The following is a 15,618-nucleotide window of genomic DNA, read 5'->3' as shown; positions in this document are numbered from 1 at the left end:
TTTTTGCGTCAGCCGGTGGTCGGGACCCGCAGGTCGTCGAGGTAATCGGTAGCGATGTTGATGCTGCATTCCACTCCGATGGAAGCCACATGTTTTTTGAGCCACTGCTGGGCTGACGCGCGGCCCAAGTCCCGCAGGGCGTGGATGAGCTTGGCATCAGTGTCGGACTTGGTGGAAGCGGGGTAGGCCTCCAGCGCGCCACCCCCATCAATGCGGTGCATCAGCACGTTCTTGTAGCGGCTTGGGTCCAGCTTGCCCTCGGCCAGCAGGCGCTTCACAAAGTCGATAGCGCGCATTTCGGCAATCAGCGCTGAGTTGAACGTAATTTCATTGAGTCGGTCCAGAATGCCGGCGGCCGTGGTGGGCAGCTTGTGGCGCTCTATGGGGTTGATCTGCACCAGCATCACGTCCGGACTTTTGCACTCGTAAATGAGGGGGTGGATGGCGGGGTTGCCGGCGTAGCCGCCATCCCAGTAGTGCTCGCCCTCAATCTCCACTGCCCGGAACACCGTGGGCAGGCAGGCGGAGGCCATCACTGCATCGGCGGTGAGCCGCTTACCCGAAAAAATCTCGGCCTTGCCGGTGCGCACCTTGGTCGCCACCACAAACACCTTGAGCGGCTGGTAGGCGGCTAGGCGCTCAAAGTCCATTTGTCGCTCCAGGAAGGTGCGAAGGGGGTTGATGTCCAGCGGGTTACTTTGATAAGGCGATACGGCCTGCGTCCAGAGGCTGGTTACTGCGTCCGAGAGCATTTGACTGGGAGACGCCGAGCCGGTGAGGGCGGAGAGCCCGCCGAACAGCAAATCAAACGGCACCTTGTGGGCGCCGGCCAATGTGCTGCTGAGCGCGCCCATGTTGACCACACCTTCCCAAAAATCTGCCAGCGACTGTCGGGCGCTGTCTCTGGCCACTTTGCGCGACTTGCCCTCAGCTTGTGCAAAGCCGTGGGCCAGCGCCACCGCATTCATGGCGCCGGCACTGGTGCCGCTAATGCCCTCAAAGTCCAGTCGACCATCTTCGAGCAGTGTGTCCAGAACGCCCCATGTAAACGCCCCGTGTGAGCCTCCGCCCTGGAGGGCGAGGTTAACGATCGGGTGGGCAGTGAGGGGGTGGGCAGTGTCAGTCATGCGGTTAGCTTAGGGCTAGCAGCCATTCAGCCGCCTGACAGTGCAGTAATGCCCCTCGATTCCTCGCTTGACTGCGTTATCCAAATGAAAAAAATAGGCATGCCATCCCTCTGAAAAACAGGCTGCCGCCGGAACGGAACTTTGCCATGCACCTTCGTTGGACCCGCCCCGTAAAAACGCTCACTGTCTTCGCTCTTTTGTGGGGGGCTGCAAGCGCCTACGCCGAGTGCAGCAGAACGCTTCGTTACCCCGTGTCGGACTGGCAGCCCTATGCCTTCAAGACGCCCATCGCAGAAGGGCGCGGTATTGATGTGGACATCCTGCTGGCGGTCGCGGCCAAAGCGGGTTGCAAGGTGGAGGTTCTGACAGACCTGCCCGGAGGCCGCACGCATGCAATGTTCCAGCGTGGAGAGATCGATGTGTTTACGGGTTACTCATTCACCGAAGATCGACGCGATTTCGTTCGATTTACCCGGCCCTACCGGTTTGAGGTGCTGGGCGTTTTCACCATGAAGAAAAACCTGAAGCCCGAGGCGGTGACCTCGTTCGCTGATGTGCTGGACAAAGAGCTCCACTTGGTAGCACCGCTGTCGGGCTATTACGGCACGGCGTATGCAGAGGCAGAGCCTGCGCTGATCCAGCGCAAAAAGTTGTCCAAGGTGGAGGGGGCGGAGCGCGCGCTGCGCATGCTGGCCGCCAACCGGGGCGATCTGGTGCTGAACGATGCCTATGTGTTGCAGTACACCGCCAGGCATCTAAGGCTCGGTCCCCTGCAGAAAATGACTTTGGAGCCCGCACGGGACCGTATTCACATCGGCCTGTCCAAAGCCTCCACTACCGAGCAGGACCACAAAGCCATCGACCAGGCATTGGAGGTACTGCTGGCCAATGGCACCATTGACAAGATTACCCGGCGTTATGGCGTAAAGACCAATTAGCGCCCGTGGAATATGCGCAGATTGCTCCTGAAAACATAGCGTACTGATTCATGTTCGAGCATCATTCAGCACCTAGCACCCCATCCCTGAAGTCGCTCAGCGCCTGATAGATCTCCTGCTGCGAGTTCATGACGAAGGGGCCGTATTGCACGATGGGCTCTTTCAGGGGCTTGCCGGCAATCAGCAGGAATTTGGCGTCCGCGCTGGCGTTAATCGTTACGCCATTGCTGGCCGCATCGTTGCTGAAGATGGCCATGCGCTGGGCGGGCACAGTCTTCTCGCCCACTTGCACCTCGCCGCGGTACACATAAATGAACGCGTTGTGCGTGGCGGGGAGAGGTTGGCTGAAGGTGCTGCCGGCGGGCATGTGCACATCGAGGTATAGCGGCTGTGTTTTCTCGCGCTGCACTGCGCCCACGGTGCCATGGCTTTCGCCGGCAATCACGGTCAGCTGTACGCCTTCGTCGGTAGTGACTTTGGGGAGGTCGGTCGCCTGGATGTCGCGGTACCAAGGGGCGCCCATCTTCTCGCTGCTGTGCAGGTTCAGCCAGAGCTGAAAGCCCTCCATGCGGCCTTCAGTCTGCTGAGGGATTTCGGAGTGGATCACCCCGCGCGCCGCGGTCATCCACTGCACGCCACCGTCTGTGACGAGGCCTTCGTGGCCAGCGCTGTCGCGGTGGCGCATGCGGCCGCTGAGCATGTACGACACGGTTTCGAACCCGCGGTGGGGATGCTCCGGGAAGCCGGCAATGTAGTCATCCGGGTTGTCGCTGCCAAAGGCGTCCAGCATCAGGAAGGGGTCCAGACGGTGTTGCAGGTTTTGGGTCAATACCCGGGTGAGCTTGACGCCTGCGCCATCCGAGGTGGCTTGCCCAGCCACCAGGCGCTCAATGGTGCGTGATTGTTGAACTGTCATGGTGATCTCCTTGGTGGATATGGACTCACAGGCCGCAAAGGGCGGCCTGTGTTTAATGTGCTGCGAGTGACCTGTCGGGCTGAGCCGTACCGGGTTTAGGCGCGGCGTGCGTCCAGGCTCCAGCCGCCGGCGCCGTTGGCGGCCAAGGCCAACAAGCCACCGACCACTGCCACGTTCTTGAAGAACAACAGTTGCACCATGAAGGCCTGGTCAGCAGGCACAGCCCAGAAAGCGTGGAAGAAGAAGCTCGCCACCAAGGTGAACGCTGCCAACACCAGCGCTGCGATGCGTGTACCGAAGCCGGCGATCAGCGCCACGCTGCCGACGATTTCCACCAGCAGAGCGAGCACAGCGCCGACCGCGGGCAGCGGCAAGCCGACGGAAGCGATGTAACCCACGGTGCCTTCAAAGCCGGTGAGCTTGCTGATGCCGGCAGGCAAAAACAGGGCAGCCAAAAGCACACGACCTGCAAGGTTGAGTGCGTTTTGAGCGGTAGTGGAAGTGTTGTTGGAGGACATGATGGTTTCCTTTCAAGGGGGAAGTTGTTTGCGATGGATGAACTGTATTCCTCATTAATCAAGCTGAAAATCCCATGAAATGGATATGATTGTTGTCACCATGGAACAATCAAGCACACTCCAGACTACCGCCATCGACCCGAACGACCTGCTCATCTTTGCCCGCGTGGCGGAGCTGGGCAGCTTCAGTCGTGCGGCCGACAAGGTGGGGCTGCCCAAGTCCAGTGTGTCGCGCCGGCTCGCGGCCTTGGAGCAACGCTTGGGCGAGCGCCTGCTGCTGCGCACCACGCGCCGCCAAACACTGACCGAGTTCGGCCAGCAACTGCTCGAGCACGCCAAGCAGGTGGTGCTGGAGGTCGAGGCTGTAGCCGCCTTGAGCGAGCGCCGTCAGGCCACGCCCACCGGGCGATTGCGCGTCTCCATGCCGGCCGACATTGCCCACTTGTTGTTGGCGCACATGCTGGGCGCTTTTGTGGCCATGTATCCCGACATCTCGCTGGAGCTGGACCTGTCCGCCCGCCGGGTGGACTTGCTCGGTGAAGGCTTTGACGTGGCGGTGCGCATCGGCGCCTTGCCGGACGACAGCCTGCTCGCCGCACGGCGCTTGAGCCTCATGTCGACAGGGGTGTATGCCTCGCCCCAATACCTGGCTGAGCACGGCACGCCCCAAGTGCCGCAAGACCTGCTGCAGCACCAAGCGGTTCGCTTGCTGGGTGGCAACGGGGAGCCCATGCCTTGGCGCCTTGTGAACGGCGAGCAGGAGTGGACGGCTCTACCGCCCGGCCGCTTTGCGGCCAACGCGCCGGACCTGTTGTTGCGCATGGTGCTGGCGGGCACCGGCATAGGTGCAGTGCCCGATGTGTTTGCCCAGGCTGATGTGCGCCGCAATGCACTGGTGCGCATCCTGCCCGACTGGTGTTTCCCCCGCATGCCCATATCCGCCGTCTTCCCCGGCCGCAAACTCATGCCGCCCAAGACGCGGGTGTTTATTGAGATGCTGCAAGCGGCACTGGGAGACCCACATGCTGCCTGACACCTTGGCCAATCCTGCCGACCTCCGGGCACACGCCCTCGCTGAACTGCAAAAGTACTTAGCCCACTTTCCCGCTGAATCCGCAGGCTTGAAGGCCATTGCTGAACTGCTGGCCGACACGTTCGCAGACCCGTTTTCACGGGCCAACATGCAAGGTCACATCACCACCAGCGGGTTGGTGTACGACGCGGCGGTAGACAAGGTGCTGCTCATCCACCACCGCACCCTGAACCGCTGGCTACAGCCCGGCGGCCACCACGAAGGCTTGGACCGGCTGGACGTGTCTGCCGCGCGGGAGGTGGAGGAAGAGACGGGCGTGAACGTGCGCTTGGCTCAGTCTGCTACCCAAAACTTGGATGCGCCACTGATCGACATCGATAGCCATTCGATTCCCGCCAACCCCGCCAAAGGCGAGGGCGCGCACGTGCACCACGACTTTTTGTACCTGTTCCGTGGCGATGCGTCCGCTCCATGGAGCCCGCAGTGGGAAGAAGTGCGCGGGGTGCGCTGGGTGGCGCGTGAGGCCTTGCTGTCGCTGCCGAGTGCGCGCTTTGAAAGGCTGGTGAGCAAGCTGCACTTTGCTTCTTGAGTATTCGTGGTTTTGTATAAGAAGTGCCGCTAGCGCTCGTGGAATGTGCGCGAGAAGCTACTAAATATATAGCAAGGATGACTTGCTATTGCGTTTCCACCAATCGCTGTCGCACTGCATCAAATTCAGAGAGACGCACAGCGTCGCCCAAACTACCATCTTCATTGACCCAGCGAAGCCGATTTCCATCTGGTGTCAAAAACAATACTTTGCCGAATGCCGCTGGCCAGTGCCTTGCCTTGCGCGCAGCATCCTTGGTGCTTTCTTTTGTCTCTAGTAAACGCTGCATGGGCACATCACCTGGCGCATGCTCGACGCATACGACAAAGTCGGGGTAGAAGTAGTGCTCATGCTCTGCGCGAACTACGCGAACCGCATAAGGTTTCTTGTCTGGGTTGCGGTGCCACCAGTGCACAAAGTCAGCGCTGTCTAACGCCCTCGCGAAATCTCGCTCTAGGTTGTTGAGCTTAACCGCTCCGTCGTACCGCCCAACGCTCAATTGCGACCCGTCCTCCAAGCTGAACACCTGATCTATCCACCAATGCCGTTCGTCCATAAACAGCACCGTTTCTACATCTTGTGAATCTTCTTTCGACGGGGGCAACACGCCATAGACATTCTTCGCGGATGGCTCCAACCCAATATCTTTCGGAAAAATCATGAAATCGGGCAAGCGCTCTGCGTCTACCAACTGCGCTTTGTCAGCAATCGCCTGAAAAATCGCCTCGCGCAACTCCTGTGCACTCTCGCGTATCACCCAATGGGCAGCATCGCGCGAAAGGCGCACGCGCTCTGCTTCGCTAAGTTCCCCGTCAAAGGCTTCGTCCAACACGGGGCGCAACCGTGCCGACAGGGTGTGCACCACGATGCGGTAGTCCTCTTCTTCTGCATGCGGTAACTCTTGCAATGCAGCCATGGCCTCGCGCGCGAGGCTTTGCCTATCGGTAACCACTTCCACGTCTAGTGCGTAGCTGGCTCCCTCTGTCAGTTCTTTGTGGGTTTCTTTGCCTTGGTTGCGGTTGAGCGCCGCCGAAACTGCGGTGTGTGCCAAAGCGGCAGATATGGACAAGCTCTGAGCGACTTGCAGGGTAATTTCTGACAGGTCCACAAAGTCAGGTTTGTCTTCCCGCTTGAGTCGGTCGTTCAGCGTCACCAAATCCGGCTTTCGGGCAAAGGCTTTCAGCCGGTTTTCAGAAAGGGCCTCTAACACTTCCGCACGGGTACGTGGTTTACTTTTTTTCGCTGCTTTGGTCTCCACAGGTGCGGGTACCAAGCTGTCCAAAGCCCATCCCGATTCCGCGAACAAATCTTGGCTGTTCCCGGCGCCGCCTGAGGTGTGCACAAGCGCAGCACCCGGCAACGGCGGAAGCGCGCTTTCTTCTTCCAGATGCCGTATGGCCGATGCCTCCAGTACGGAGCTAGGTACACCCAAGGCGTAGGTCAGTGGTTGCTCATAGGTCGGGCGATTGGTGTAGACCACACCTCCGGCCACCGTGTGTCGCGTCATCAGCTTTTCGGTTTGCCCTTCCAACTGGTTCTTCACGGCGGTGGTTGCCTGCACTGCAGCCTCAAAACCCGCTTGGGCCTGCTGATTGCCCAGATACACGTAGGCCGTATTCAGCTCGGGCGGTATATTCAGGGGCTTGGCAAAGCCTTCACGCACTTGGCGAGCCACCCGCATCACGCGGCCAATGAACTGCATGGCAAAGTCCACATCGTTCACCGGTTTGGTACTGGCCAACACAAAGGCCCGGGGTGCATCGAACCCTGTGCCTGCCGATTGCTTGAAGATCAGCACCCGCTTGCGGGTGTCGTTGGCAATCGCTGCCATGAGCACCGGGTCTGGCTCGTCTGAAGAGTGTTTACCAATCGCCTCGGGGGGGCACATGGCAGTAGCGTTGCAACTCTTCTGCAGCCTCGTCTACCGTGTGTTCGCCGTTGGCAACTTGCACCAATAGCAGCGGCTCGCAGGGCACGCCGTGCTGCAGTAGCAATTGCCCAATGCGCACATTGCGGCCCCACGCTTGGCGCAGCACGGTGCGGCGCAAGTCGGTGACCTGCGCCAAACTGGCCCCCAGGCTGTACACCACAGCTTCAATGTATTTCTTGTTGAGTCGCGCCTTCACCACTTCGTCGCGGTTGACGGCAAAATGCTCTTGTGCGCTGTAGCCCGCATGGGCCAAAAAGTCGGTCAAGCGCTGGTCTTTGGGCGTGGCAGTGGCCATCAATAAGTAGTCCGCTTGCAACCAGTGGGCAAATTTGCCGAACTCGGTGCTCTTGTCCAGGCCAATGTGGGCCTCGTCCACCACCAAGCCTACTTGCAAGCCCTTGGCCCGGGCGCGCGCCAACAATGCCGATAGGGTACGCACATCGTCGTCGCCATCGGCGTCGTAACCTTTGGTGCGCCACTGCGCGCGCGCCACGCCCTGAGCAGTAGAAATCAACACGGTCCCAGCGCCCAAGTTTTGATTGCGACCTTGCGAAAACAAGGTGGGCGATAACCCGGGGGTATGCTGCAACAACGCGTCCAGGGTTTGCCCCACCAACGTGACGAAGGGCACAAACCAAAACCACAGCACATCGCGCTGGCTGCCCACGCGCTGCAACACTTGGCTGATCACAAAAGTCTTGCCCGCTCCCGTGGGCGCACGCAACAGGCACGGCGGCGACGGGTTGCGCAGCAGCGCTGCACTGACGTTGTCGATCAACTCGGCCTGAAAAGCCTCGGGCTGCAGCGTGGTGGCCTGTATGGCCAAACCCAGCGACGTTTCTAACATCTGAGTAGTTGGATTCATCGTCTTCCCTTAAACCTTGTTGCGGGCTTTTTTGTCACCTTGGCCTTGTGTCAGCACTTCGCGCAGCGACAGGGCTTGCGCCTCAATGCCGCGCTCGGCCAGCCACAGAGCCACCGCTTTGGGTCGGGGGGCTACCACCACCAAGCGCGCCACGCCGTGTTGTGTGGGCATTGCTTGCAGGGCGCTGAGCACATCGGCCCCGGTGTGTGTGCACAGCACCAGTAGCCAATCCGCCCCTTTTGCTATTACTTGTATAGCTGCTTGCGCATTTTCCACGGGCGCTACACGCGCATTTCGCATAGAAAGTAAGGTGGCGGCATGCTGCGCTGTGGCATCCAGCGTCACATCGGCACCATCCAGCTTGTCCAAATGCAGGTAAGCAAATTCGCCACCCTGCGCCAGCGTATAGCCGGGCTTGCCACCATAGCCCGCGATGACACGACGTAGCCGCTCGGCGCACACATCACGACACAGGTTTTTATCAGGCTCTTTGGTCGTCGCCTCAGTGCTGGAGCACAAGATAAACTGGCGCTGGCCGCCGTCTTCGGCGTTCAGGTCCAGCACGGCTTGGCCCGTGGTACCCGAGCCGGCAAAGAAATCCAGCACGATGTCAGTCTTGCGAGTTGCTTGCGAGAGCAGGCCTTTGATGAGCGACGCTGGCTTGGCGTAGTTGAAGGCGCGGTCACCAAAAATTTGCGCGACTTGGCGTGCTCCTTCTTGGTTGGTCGCAGACGACAGGTTCGCCTCCGCCTCATAGGTGCCTTCTTCAAAGGAGGGGACGATCCAACTGGAGAGTGGTTGGGTCTGGTTGCGCAAATCTGCCTTGTAGCGCTTGAACTGCGGGCGCCCAAAGCCCACGGGTTTGCCTACCCATTGCTCCAAATCGGGCAAATCTCGGCGCAGCATTAGCGACTTCCCCCCCCTGGGTACTTCGCCTGCATCGATTGCTTGAAGCAGTTCCTCCATGCTGTTCCAAGTCTCTGTGCGCGGATTTTCAGGAAAGATGATTTGCCCAAGTCGAATGAACTCTTCCATGCTCTTTGCCTGTAATTGCTGGCCTGGTTTCAGTCTAGCCTCGGAGGCATACCGCCAAACACTTTCAGGACTACATGGGTAAGTTATTCCAGTTTTTGGGTCTTTGAGTGGGTAGTACAAATTCGGACGCTCCTTATAGGAAAAGCCCAAAGTTATGTCGCCGATCCGCCAATCACCCCTCGGGTCGTTGTCGATATTGCTGTACATCTCATAGCTTTTGTCGAAGCCTTGGAATGCAAAGCCAGCATTGCCGTAGACCAACACATGCTCATGGTCTGCCGACAGAAAGCACAGTTGGTCAGCGTTGGAACCCTGGCGGGTGCGCCACACGATGCTGCCCAAGCGTCGTCCAGGAAAAACCTCGTCCATCAGCAGCTCCAGTCGCGAGCGGTTTTCATCGTTGATGCTGACCAAGATCACCCCGTCCGCTGTCAGCAACTCCCGCGCAAGGCTGAGGCGTTGGTACAAAAACTCCAACCATTGGCTGTGCCGCCAGCGATCGTTAGCACCCACGTAGTTGTCGTTGTAGACCCAGTCTTTGTTGCCGGTGTTGTACGGCGGATCAATGTAGATCACGCGCACTTTGCCCGCATGCGTGCTGCGTAGTAGGCGCAAGCTGTCGAAGTTGTCTCCCTCTATGACGAGGTTGCGGTGGGTCGTGCAGCCTTCTGGCGTGTGGCTCCATTCGGGCACTACGCGAGGCAGCACCACATCGGCATTGAGCGCTCGGTCATGGGCGATGGCATCGCGCTCCCAAGTCAACCCTAGTTTGCGGTGGGTGAGGTGCTCTGCCAGCAGGCGGCGCAGCTCGGGCGCGGATAGCTTGTCGAGTTGCTGCAGCAATGCAGCTTCAGAAGTAGCCATGTTTTTAGGGGGATGAGGTTATTCGCCTGACAAGACGAAGTTGGCCTGGGTATGGCCGAGTACGGCAAAAGTGTCCATCCACTGCACGCCAAAGTGTTGGCATACGTTGGGGATGCTGAATTTACGGCGCATCTGGAGGTTGAGCTGCTCGTGGGTGACCACCACACTGCCCGCAAGCGTCATGGCTTTGGCAATCAGCCACGGGTCGGCACCAGATAAAAACTCCTCCAAGGCGCCTGGCTTCATTTGGTTGGTTTGTGAAGCCACATGCTCGGCCACCTGGGCAAATGCGGATTGGGTAGCGTCGTCGGATACCGGTAGGAACAAGGCGGCATGTTGCTTGGCCCATTGCGCCAGCTCATCGTTGCCACGCTTGAGTTCATCACCCACGGTGTCTATGCTGGCCACTACGCCTTGCACATGACTGCGCAGCACCCAAGCCCAGTAGCCAGGGCAGATAGTCATTCCGTAGTAGCGGTTTTTTGCCTCGATGAGGGTGTTGGAATCCAGCAAATACATCAGTCGACCAGCTGCTCGGCAAATTGGCGAATCTTCGCCGGTTGCACACCGAGGAGCTTGCCAGCATCACGCAACAGCAGGCGCCCGCTCAGGGCTTCTGCAATGACGGCTCTGGCGAATCGTTCGCTGTTCTTAGAGACAGCGTTGCGATAGAAACTCCCCCCCTTGCTTTCGGCTTGCCGAAAGCGCTCTAGTTCCGCAAGGTAAAAATCGTTGTAGGTGTTGCGGTCCAGCAAACCCAAATCCAATGCACGACGCGCAATAACCAACTGACTGACGTGAAAGCGGCGTGCTAGCTCTGCCAAACGTGTAGGCAAGTCCGCTTGTCCGTTGGCCCATAGAGCTCTGAAGACCTCTGCAGGTGCGAGGAATTCGCCGGCCACGGCGTTACAAGCTACTTCTTCTTGGCGGGTATTGCCAGATTCGCTGTTGGAAATACCGCTGGAGCCAAACCAGATGTGTGCGAGTTCGTGGAGCAGGGTAAACAGCCGGGCGGTCGCTGCATCTGCAGCGTTGATAAACACAACCGGTGCGAGTGGGTGGCTGATAGCAAAGCCGCGGAATTCGCTGACATCAAGTTTGCGGCGCGTGTTGTTGCTCACGATACCGCTGCGCATGACGAGCACCCCGGCATTCTCAGCTCCGCGGATCAGTGCGCGCTGGTATTGGTCCCACTGGTTCTGCCCTTGCTCAACGTCAACGCCCAAAACAGCGCGAATGTCGGCAGCAACCTCTTTTGGGGAAGCATCGAGATTGAACTTGCCCACGAAAGGCAGCGGCGTCAGGCCTTGTTCTTGCTGAAACTCAAGAAACCAAGCTTGGCGCTGCAGTGCTTGCTTGACGGTTTCGAGTAAATCGACGCTCGGCTTGCCTACGGGGCGCCCCCCTACGGTTCGTAGGTCTGGCAGTAACGGATCTTCAGCGGGAGCTTCCGGCAAGAAAAAGAACCCAAAAGGTGCATGCAATGCCTGGGCAATACTCTGTGCTTGTCGAAAGGTGGGCTGGTCTTCGCCCATCTCCCACCGTTCAAGTTGCTCTGGCTTTACGCCTGCCGCCGCCGCCGCACGACCAATATCGAAACCAACACGCCCACGTGCCCATCGGAGCATTTCGGGGTTGATGTGAGCGTGTGGGGAAGCCATTTGATGATTTTATAGATGATCGCTTCTCTGCATTTCTTAGATTTCAAATCAATCAATATTTATGCAACTAGCGCTCGTGGAATATGCGCGAGCAGCTACTAAATCAATAGCAAATCAATACGGGTGAACCGCACCCGCCCACGCCAACCCGGCGGCCACACCGCCGAAGCGGTTGCCCTCCACCAGCGTGGCTAGGGGCATGGCTTGGCGCAGCGCTGCTATCAGCGGGCGCAGTGCGGACGAACCACCGGTCAGGTACACCGCGTCCACAGCGCTTAATCCCGCAGCGGCCACGCAGTCTTGAGCACATTGCACTACCTGCGCCAGCGATGCGTGCAGGGCGACTTCCATATTCGCCGCGTCCACGGTGGGGGCCAGGCTGCGGTCCAGAAAGTCCAGCTCCACTACGGCGCTGTCGCCGCTGATGGAGCAGGCAATCTTGGCGGCTTCCACACTGGCCAGCATGCGGTGGCCGTGCTGTTCTTCCAGCGCGTCCATCAGTCGGCGATGCAGGGCCTGGTCGGTGTAGTCGGTCCACAGCTCTTTGGCAAAGTGCATGGACTTGCGGGTATAGGCCTGGTGGATCAGGTGCCAGGTGCTCAGGTCAAAAAAGACGCTGCTGGGCACAATGCGACCGCCGGTGCCCACATGCTTGTAGCCCAAGTAGGGCATCACGGTGGCCAGGTCCAGCAGCCGGTCAAAGTCGGTGCCGCCAATGTGCACGCCGGTGGTGGCCAGGATGTCTGTAGTGCGGTCGCCTACCGTACTGCGCTCCGGGTTGAGGCGGATGACAGTGAAGTCGGAGGTGCCGCCACCAATGTCCACCACCAGTGCCGTAGTCTCTTTGGCTACGCGCTGCTCGTAGTCCAGCGCGGCGGCAATGGGCTCGAGCTGGTAGGCGATGTGGGTGAAGCCCGCTTCCAGCGCGGCGCGGCCCAGCGTCTCTTGCGCCAGCTGGTCGCGCTCGGGATCGTCGTCCACAAAGTGCACCGGGCGGCCCAGCATGGCGTGGGTAAGGGCTTGGCCCACATGGGCTTCGCAGCGGCGCTTGAGCTCTTTGAAGAACAGCACCACGATGTCAAAGAAGCGGATGCTTTTGTCGCCCACGGCGGTGTACTCGTCCATCAGGCGGCTGCCCATCAGACTTTTGAGCGAGCGCAGCAAGCGCCCCTCGGTGCCATTCAGGTAGGCCTGCATGGCTTCTGCGCCATAGAGCACGGTATGCGTTTCGCTGGCAAAAAACAGGGCGGTAGGCATTTCAGCCTTAACGCCATCCAGCGGGATGACCTGCAAGGCGCCGTGCGCGTCAATCAATGCACAGGCGGAGTTCGATGTGCCGAAGTCAATGCCCAGCACCAGGGGGCGAGCAGTCTCCATCAAGCGGGCAGCACCTGCTTCAAAAAGGCGGCTATGTCAGCCACTTCGCGCGGGTGCACGCTGTGCGGCATGGGGTAGGTGTGCCACTGCACCTTGTGGCCGAGGGACGCCAGGGCATCGCGCGAGTCTTCACCGCGCTTCAAGATCACCACCGGGTCCTGGGTGCCGTGCGCCATGAAGATGGGAGTGGTGGCGTTGGCAGCGTTGCGCTCGGTGGCAAAGCGGTCTGCCAGCGGCAGGTAGCCGGACAAGGCCATGACGCCTGCAATTGGGTGTGGCAAGCGCAGCGCGGTGTGCAGCGCCATGGCGCAACCTTGGCTAAAGCCCGCCAGCACGATGCGTTCATACGGAATGCCACGCGCCACTTCACGGTCCACCAGCGCCGCAATGGCTGCTTCTGAGCGCTGAATGCCCGCTGCATCCTGCTTGCTCACCAGATCCATGCCATACAGGTCGTACCAGCCGGGCATCACGTAGCCACCGTTGATGGTGATCGGGATGCTGGGGGCCTGCGGAAACACAAAGCGGATGGGCTGGCAGCCTTCCAAGTCCAGCTCGGGCACCAGGCCTGCAAAGTCATCGCTGGTGGCGCCCAGCCCGTGCATCCAGATGACAGCGGCCGTGGGGTTGGGGGCGGATTCGAGTTCGATGCAAGAGAGCAGGGCAGTCATGGCGCGGGATTGGGTAGTCGATTGGGGGAGACGGGTTTATACCTGAGTTGCACCGGTTATCGTCAGGGCATGTCTTCACACCGCTTTCATCATGTGCTGCCTTTGCTGGCGGTTTTGGGTTCTGTCACGGCCTTGGGGCTGGGCACATCGATTGCCAAACAGTTGTTTCCTGTGGTTGGCTCTCTAGGCACCACCGCTTTGCGCGTAGGCTTTTCAGCGCTGTTGCTTTTGCTGATCTGGCGGCCCTGGCGTGGGTCGTTGGCACCGGCCGACCGCATGTCACTGCTGCGTTACGGCGTGGCGCTAGGGCTGATGAACTTGTTGTTTTACATGTCGCTGCGCACCATTCCGTTTGGCATTGCGGTGGCGATTGAGTTTTCGGGGCCTTTGGCGGTGGCGTTGTATTCGTCTCGCAAGCCGGTGGACTTTGTCTGGCTGGTGCTGGCGATTGCGGGGCTGGGTTTGCTGCTGCCCTTTGGCAGCAATGTGCAGGCACTGGACGTGACCGGTGTGCTTTATGCCCTGGCCGCCGCCGCGTTCTGGGGTGCTTACATCGTGTTCGGCAAGCGCGTGGGCCACTTGCATGCGGGCCACTCGGTGGCGCTGGGGCTCACTGTGGCGGCCATTACCGTAGTGCCCTTCGGCATCTGGCATGCGGGTGCGGCTCTGCTGGATCCACACGTTTTATGGATCGGGCTGGTGGTGGCGGCGATTTCCAGTGCCATACCTATCTCACTGGAGATGGTGGCCCTCAAGCGTCTGCCGCAAGAGGCCTTCGGCATCATGACCAGCATGGAGCCTGCGGTGGCAGCCTTGCTGGGCTTGGTGATGTTGAATGAACAGCTCAGCGCCCCACAATGGTGGGCGATTGTGTTCATCATGGGTGCGGCGGCCGGCAGCGCAGTCACGGCCAAACGCGAGCCGCCGGCGGTGGCGGCCGGGCTGGTGCAGTAAATCCGCCCTACTTGGGCAACCAGCCCAGACCGTGGGCGTGCAGGCTCTGCACATACAAGCGGTCTTTGGTTTCGGTAATCGCTGTGGTTTCGGGGTAACTGCCGCTCGGGTCTTGCAGGTCGGCCACTACTTTGCCGTCTTCGGTGAAGGCGATGACATGGCCGTAGGCCTTGGGGATGGGCCACAGCACACGCGGCAAACGCAAGGTGAGGCTGCGCAACCAGGGTTTGCCGGCCATGTTGTCGACGGTCGGGTTGCGGGGCTTGGCAAAGCCCAGCCAGATTTTTCCGTCCAGGCCGCGCATCAGGTTGTCGGGGTAGCCGGGCAGGTTGTCCAGCAGTACTTGGGCTTGCGCATGGGCTTGGGTGCCTATCGTGCGCACATCGAGCTGGTCAGCGTTCACCGCAATTTTACACACCCGGTATTTGCCGGTTTCGTTCACAAACAAGGACTGTTCGTCCCCGCTCAGCGCCACACCGTTGGCAAAACTCAAGCCGCTGGCGACCAAGCGCGTCGCTTGGGTAGCAGGGTCATATTCCAGAATGCGGCCGGTACTGGCTTGCTCCAGGATGTCGAGCACGCTGGCCTCGAAGGTGCCGCCCCAGTCTTTGGGTGCGAAGCGGGTGGATGCATCGCTGAAATACATCTTGCCGCTTTTGGCGACAACCACTGCGTCCGCATAGCGGATCGGGTCTCCGTTCACCGTATCAGTGAGCACGGTGACCTTCGCATCCGGCGCGATGGAGAGCAGCCCTTTGACCGCATCCGCTGCAATTAGGTTGCCCTGCGCATCAAAGTCAAAGCCCAGCACCCGGCCGCCGGTGTGGGCAAACACCTGCTGCGCGGTGCCATCGGCCTCCATGCGCAAGATGTTGCCGCTCGCCACGGTGGTGTAAAGCTTGCCGTCGCGGCCGAACTGGATGTGCTCAGGACCCACCTCGCCTTGCAAGTCAATCATTTGCAAGTTGCCAAGCCGTGTGTTGACTGCGTGCGGGCCGGTGTAGCCCGGAGCAGCGGGAGCATTCCAAACCACGGGGCTGACGGGTACCGGCCACAGCAACAGGTAAAGCAGCACCAGGCCCAAGGTGGCGGCAACAAATAGAGTAATTTTTTTCAAGGCGTGTCTCCCGTTCAAGGAGC

The 15,618-nt window shown here is 59.8% G+C and carries 15 protein-coding genes; 4 read left to right on the top strand and 11 right to left on the bottom strand.

The window, feature by feature from the left end:
• Window positions 1–8: 8 nt before the first annotated feature.
• On the bottom strand, window positions 9–1,127 hold the full coding sequence (locus ACOAP0_RS05565; protein WP_498375249.1) for a patatin-like phospholipase family protein: 1,119 nt from the start codon (window positions 1,125–1,127) through the stop codon (window positions 9–11).
• Window positions 1,128–1,273: 146 nt separating this feature from the next.
• Between ACOAP0_RS05565 and ACOAP0_RS05560 the strand changes: the two genes are divergently transcribed.
• Window positions 1,274–2,065 (top strand): substrate-binding periplasmic protein, encoded by a 792-nt coding sequence (locus ACOAP0_RS05560; RefSeq protein ID WP_498375250.1) that lies wholly within the window; start codon window positions 1,274–1,276, stop codon window positions 2,063–2,065.
• 61 nt (window positions 2,066–2,126) lie between these two features.
• On the opposite strand, the gene ACOAP0_RS05555 is transcribed toward ACOAP0_RS05560, so the two are convergent.
• Both ACOAP0_RS05555 and ACOAP0_RS05550 read right to left on the bottom strand, forming a co-directional pair.
• Entirely contained in the window at window positions 2,127–2,981 is an 855-nt protein-coding gene (locus tag ACOAP0_RS05555; RefSeq protein WP_498375251.1) for a pirin family protein, read from the bottom strand.
• A gap of 95 nt (window positions 2,982–3,076) precedes the next feature.
• Window positions 3,077–3,499, bottom strand: coding sequence for a DoxX family protein (locus ACOAP0_RS05550; protein ID WP_313877249.1), 423 nt, complete (start codon window positions 3,497–3,499; stop codon window positions 3,077–3,079).
• A 79-nt stretch (window positions 3,500–3,578) separates the two neighbouring features.
• On the opposite strand from ACOAP0_RS05550, the gene ACOAP0_RS05545 reads away from it, so the two are divergent.
• Together ACOAP0_RS05545 and ACOAP0_RS05540 are read left to right on the top strand one after the other, a co-directional pair.
• Window positions 3,579–4,532 (top strand): LysR family transcriptional regulator, encoded by a 954-nt coding sequence (locus ACOAP0_RS05545; RefSeq protein WP_498375252.1) that lies wholly within the window; start codon window positions 3,579–3,581, stop codon window positions 4,530–4,532.
• Window positions 4,522–5,121 (top strand): NUDIX hydrolase, encoded by a 600-nt coding sequence (locus ACOAP0_RS05540; protein WP_498375253.1) that lies wholly within the window; start codon window positions 4,522–4,524, stop codon window positions 5,119–5,121. Before ACOAP0_RS05545 ends, ACOAP0_RS05540 begins: the two co-directional genes overlap by 11 nt.
• An 85-nt stretch (window positions 5,122–5,206) precedes the next feature.
• On the opposite strand, the gene ACOAP0_RS05535 is transcribed toward ACOAP0_RS05540, so the two are convergent.
• From ACOAP0_RS05535 to ACOAP0_RS05505, 7 genes are all read right to left on the bottom strand, one after another.
• A complete protein-coding gene (locus ACOAP0_RS05535) occupies window positions 5,207–7,009 on the bottom strand; it encodes a hypothetical protein (protein ID WP_498391338.1) in 1,803 nt (600 codons plus the stop codon).
• A complete protein-coding gene (locus tag ACOAP0_RS05530; RefSeq protein WP_498391337.1) occupies window positions 6,984–7,916 on the bottom strand; it encodes a DEAD/DEAH box helicase in 933 nt (310 codons plus the stop codon). The genes ACOAP0_RS05535 and ACOAP0_RS05530 overlap by 26 nt, the downstream gene beginning before the upstream one ends.
• Window positions 7,917–7,925: 9 nt before the next feature.
• A complete protein-coding gene (locus tag ACOAP0_RS05525; protein ID WP_498375256.1) occupies window positions 7,926–9,815 on the bottom strand; it encodes a site-specific DNA-methyltransferase in 1,890 nt (629 codons plus the stop codon).
• 18 nt (window positions 9,816–9,833) lie between these two features.
• Window positions 9,834–10,334, bottom strand: coding sequence for a DUF4411 family protein (locus tag ACOAP0_RS05520; protein WP_498375257.1), 501 nt, complete (start codon window positions 10,332–10,334; stop codon window positions 9,834–9,836).
• Window positions 10,334–11,476: a helix-turn-helix domain-containing protein gene (locus ACOAP0_RS05515; protein ID WP_498375258.1), complete on the bottom strand. Its 1,143-nt coding sequence runs from the start codon at window positions 11,474–11,476 to the stop codon at window positions 10,334–10,336. Before ACOAP0_RS05515 ends, ACOAP0_RS05520 begins: the two co-directional genes overlap by 1 nt.
• Window positions 11,477–11,590: 114 nt before the next feature.
• A complete protein-coding gene (locus ACOAP0_RS05510; protein WP_498375259.1) occupies window positions 11,591–12,853 on the bottom strand; it encodes an Hsp70 family protein in 1,263 nt (420 codons plus the stop codon).
• Window positions 12,853–13,524, bottom strand: a complete 672-nt coding sequence (locus ACOAP0_RS05505) for an alpha/beta hydrolase (RefSeq protein WP_498375260.1) — start codon at window positions 13,522–13,524, stop codon at window positions 12,853–12,855. The genes ACOAP0_RS05510 and ACOAP0_RS05505 overlap by 1 nt, the downstream gene beginning before the upstream one ends.
• 69 nt (window positions 13,525–13,593) lie before the next feature.
• Here ACOAP0_RS05505 and ACOAP0_RS05500 point away from each other — a divergent pair, with 69 nt between their 5' ends.
• Complete coding sequence (locus ACOAP0_RS05500) at window positions 13,594–14,478, top strand: EamA family transporter (protein ID WP_498375261.1); 885 nt, start codon at window positions 13,594–13,596, stop codon at window positions 14,476–14,478.
• Window positions 14,479–14,485: 7 nt separating this feature from the next.
• Here ACOAP0_RS05500 and ACOAP0_RS05495 read toward each other — a convergent pair whose 3' ends face one another.
• Window positions 14,486–15,595 carry an SMP-30/gluconolactonase/LRE family protein gene (locus tag ACOAP0_RS05495; protein ID WP_498375262.1) on the bottom strand — a complete coding sequence of 370 codons (1,110 nt, stop codon included), beginning with the start codon at window positions 15,593–15,595 and terminating at the stop codon, window positions 14,486–14,488.
• Between the last annotated feature and the right edge of the window lie 23 nt (window positions 15,596–15,618).

It is taken from the genome of Curvibacter sp. Hmag1.1 (assembly GCF_059769165.1).
This window is presented reverse-complemented; position numbering and strand designations above follow the sequence as displayed.

Coding starts and splice junctions, on each gene's coding strand:
- ACOAP0_RS05565 (WP_498375249.1), bottom strand. CDS start 1,127: ATGACTGACACTGCCCACCCCCTCACTGCCCACCCGATCGTTAACCTC.
- ACOAP0_RS05560 (WP_498375250.1), top strand. CDS start 1,274: ATGCACCTTCGTTGGACCCGCCCCGTAAAAACGCTCACTGTCTTCGCT.
- ACOAP0_RS05555 (WP_498375251.1), bottom strand. CDS start 2,981: ATGACAGTTCAACAATCACGCACCATTGAGCGCCTGGTGGCTGGGCAA.
- ACOAP0_RS05550 (WP_313877249.1), bottom strand. CDS start 3,499: ATGTCCTCCAACAACACTTCCACTACCGCTCAAAACGCACTCAACCTT.
- ACOAP0_RS05545 (WP_498375252.1), top strand. CDS start 3,579: ATGGATATGATTGTTGTCACCATGGAACAATCAAGCACACTCCAGACT.
- ACOAP0_RS05540 (WP_498375253.1), top strand. CDS start 4,522: ATGCTGCCTGACACCTTGGCCAATCCTGCCGACCTCCGGGCACACGCC.
- ACOAP0_RS05535 (WP_498391338.1), bottom strand. CDS start 7,009: ATGTGCCCCCCCGAGGCGATTGGTAAACACTCTTCAGACGAGCCAGAC.
- ACOAP0_RS05530 (WP_498391337.1), bottom strand. CDS start 7,916: ATGAATCCAACTACTCAGATGTTAGAAACGTCGCTGGGTTTGGCCATA.
- ACOAP0_RS05525 (WP_498375256.1), bottom strand. CDS start 9,815: ATGGCTACTTCTGAAGCTGCATTGCTGCAGCAACTCGACAAGCTATCC.
- ACOAP0_RS05520 (WP_498375257.1), bottom strand. CDS start 10,334: ATGTATTTGCTGGATTCCAACACCCTCATCGAGGCAAAAAACCGCTAC.
- ACOAP0_RS05515 (WP_498375258.1), bottom strand. CDS start 11,476: ATGGCTTCCCCACACGCTCACATCAACCCCGAAATGCTCCGATGGGCA.
- ACOAP0_RS05510 (WP_498375259.1), bottom strand. CDS start 12,853: ATGGAGACTGCTCGCCCCCTGGTGCTGGGCATTGACTTCGGCACATCG.
- ACOAP0_RS05505 (WP_498375260.1), bottom strand. CDS start 13,524: ATGACTGCCCTGCTCTCTTGCATCGAACTCGAATCCGCCCCCAACCCC.
- ACOAP0_RS05500 (WP_498375261.1), top strand. CDS start 13,594: ATGTCTTCACACCGCTTTCATCATGTGCTGCCTTTGCTGGCGGTTTTG.